At 42.3% G+C, this 2,266-nt stretch carries 4 protein-coding genes; all 4 read right to left on the reverse strand.

Annotated features, from left to right (window positions below):
• A partial coding sequence (locus L4C33_RS21660; RefSeq protein WP_428814454.1) for an ATP-binding cassette domain-containing protein occupies positions 1–234 on the reverse strand: 234 nt, incomplete at its 3' end.
• Positions 231–929 carry a molybdate ABC transporter permease subunit gene (gene modB / locus L4C33_RS21665; protein WP_428814455.1) on the reverse strand — a complete coding sequence of 233 codons (699 nt, stop codon included), beginning with the start codon at positions 927–929 and terminating at the stop codon, positions 231–233. The genes L4C33_RS21660 and modB, both read right to left, overlap by 4 nt.
• Positions 930–934: 5 nt before the next feature.
• The gene (gene modA / locus L4C33_RS21670; protein WP_428814456.1) at positions 935–1,675 is read right to left on the reverse strand and encodes a molybdate ABC transporter substrate-binding protein; all 741 of its coding nucleotides are present in this window, start codon (positions 1,673–1,675) and stop codon (positions 935–937) included.
• Positions 1,676–1,682: 7 nt separating this feature from the next.
• Positions 1,683–2,266 (reverse strand): cobyric acid synthase (locus tag L4C33_RS21675; RefSeq protein WP_489686457.1); only part of this gene is annotated, 584 nt, incomplete at its 5' end.

Below are 2,266 nucleotides of genomic sequence, written 5' to 3' on the forward strand. Positions count from 1 at the left end.
ACGTTTGTATGTCGGCAGGTTAACTCCTTCAACGCTATTAAAAACGACGTTACCATCTATTTCGATCTTACCGCTACGTGGTTTGCTTAAACCGCTTATCGCATTAATTAGCGAGGTTTTGCCTGCACCAGAGCGCCCAAAAATTGCAGTAATGCCTTTATTGGGAAGTTCTAGATCGATATCAAACTCCGACTCACCAAGCGTCTGAGTGTATTGAATAACGACATTGCTCATTTACTTGTCCCCAAACGTCTCGCCGACTTTCTTGATAACCACTCAGAAAATAACAATGAACTCAAAGCTATGACTATCGAAATGATACACAGTCTCGCAGCTTCTAATTCGGAACCTGGCGTTTCAATAAAGGTATACATTGCTAAGGGAATCGTTTGAGTCTCTCCCGGGATATTTGAAACAAAGCTTATTGTTGCACCAAATTCGCCTAAGCTACGCGCAAACGAAAGCATACTGCCGGTTATCACCCCAGGAAGCATCAAAGGCAAAGTAATAGTAAAAAACACTCGTAGCGGAGAAGCGCCTAATGTTGCTGCAGCTTGCTCTAGTTTATTGTCAACGCTTTCCAAGCTCAACTTAATAGAGCGAACCATTAAAGGTAAAGCGACAACGATACACGCCAATACAGCGCCCTTCCAACTAAAGCTGAATACAAGCCCGAAAGTACTATAAAGCCAATTTCCGACAATCCCTTGCTTACCCATAACAACCAGCAATAGATATCCAATCACAACAGGAGGCAACACCAAAGGTAAATGGATAACGCTTTCCAGCACGCTTTTAAATATGAACTGCTTTTTAGCTAAAATCCAAGCTAGTGCGATACCAATAGGTACGAGCCATAACATGGCATAGCCTGCAACTTTAAGGCTCAGTGTTAATGCTTCAATTTCATAATCTGACAGGTACAACATAGTGGTTATTTAAATCCAAACGTCTTAAATACTGCTTTTGCTTCTGCACTTAAAAGATAACGGTAAAATGAACTAGAAGCTTCCGACACCGACACCTGTGCAACTGGATAATTTATTGACGAGTATAGTTCTTCGTTTAGTGGCGCTACAATTTTTACATCGGAAGACATTTCAGCATCGGTTTTATAGACAATTCCTAATGGAACCTCAGAGCGTTCAACTAGAGCTAGCGCCATTCTTACATTATTACTAGGCGCCAAGTGAATTTTAACTGAACTCCATAGCCCTAGCGACTCTAGTGCCTCTTTCGCATAGATCCCAGCAGGAACTGACTGAGGATTACCAATAGCCAAACGCTCACCGTCTAGTATAGAAGTCCACTGAGGTATTGAATTGATATCGAGTTGCTTGTCTGAGTTAACCGGAGCAATCACAACTAACGAATTGGAAACCAACGGTGTTACATTGTCACTAGCAACAATACTCCGAGCAATAAGATGCTTCATCCACTTTTCATTTGCAGAAATAAAAATATCTGCCGGTGCTCCCCTTTCTATTTGACGAGCAAGTGCCGATGAAGAAGCGTAGATTGGCGTCACTTCTACCGCGTGCTGTGATTCATAATTATCAATGAGAACATTGATCACATTCGTCATGGAAGAAGCCGCATAGATGTACAGCTTTTCACTAGCACTGGCTGAACATGAAACCAGTAGCGATAAAAGTAATAGAGTCTTTGTCTTCATATATTCATCATTGTTTAGAAAGTTCAGGCCACAACAAATTCAAGTCTAAATGTTCTTCAATAGCATCAGCGATACGGTTGATGCCGTCTTCTTTTAATTGTTGATGATCTATTTTGGCCACGCGCTCGGCGCCAGCCCATTCACAGATCAACTCAAAGGCTTGCGGGCTGTCAAAGATACCATGCAGGTACGTGCCAAAGATTTGATTGCAATCACTTAATGCGCCATCTGCAGTATTGGTATCTAACTGTATTGGAGAGCTAGAGGTGGTGTTTGTTTTACCAACATGTATCTCATAGCCCGACACAGGAACAGTTCTATTATTGAGCGTCAAATGACCTCGGCTATTTGTTAACGTTTTCTCGTTCGTTAGCACGGTATTTACATTCAGTAAATCTAACCCCTGACTTTGACCTTGAGTACCTTCAACGCCATCTGGGTCATCAATCAGCTTACCTAGTATTTGATAACCGCCACAAATCCCCATCACCTTGCCACCTAGACGTAAATGGCGCTGTATATCTTGTTCCCAGCCCTGCGAGCGTAAATACTCAAGGTCAGCCCTAACAGACTTACTCCCTGGGATGATTA

The sequence above is a fragment of the Vibrio makurazakiensis genome, from assembly GCF_050337375.1.
In the GTDB taxonomy this organism is placed as follows: Bacteria; Pseudomonadota; Gammaproteobacteria; order Enterobacterales; family Vibrionaceae; genus Vibrio; species Vibrio makurazakiensis.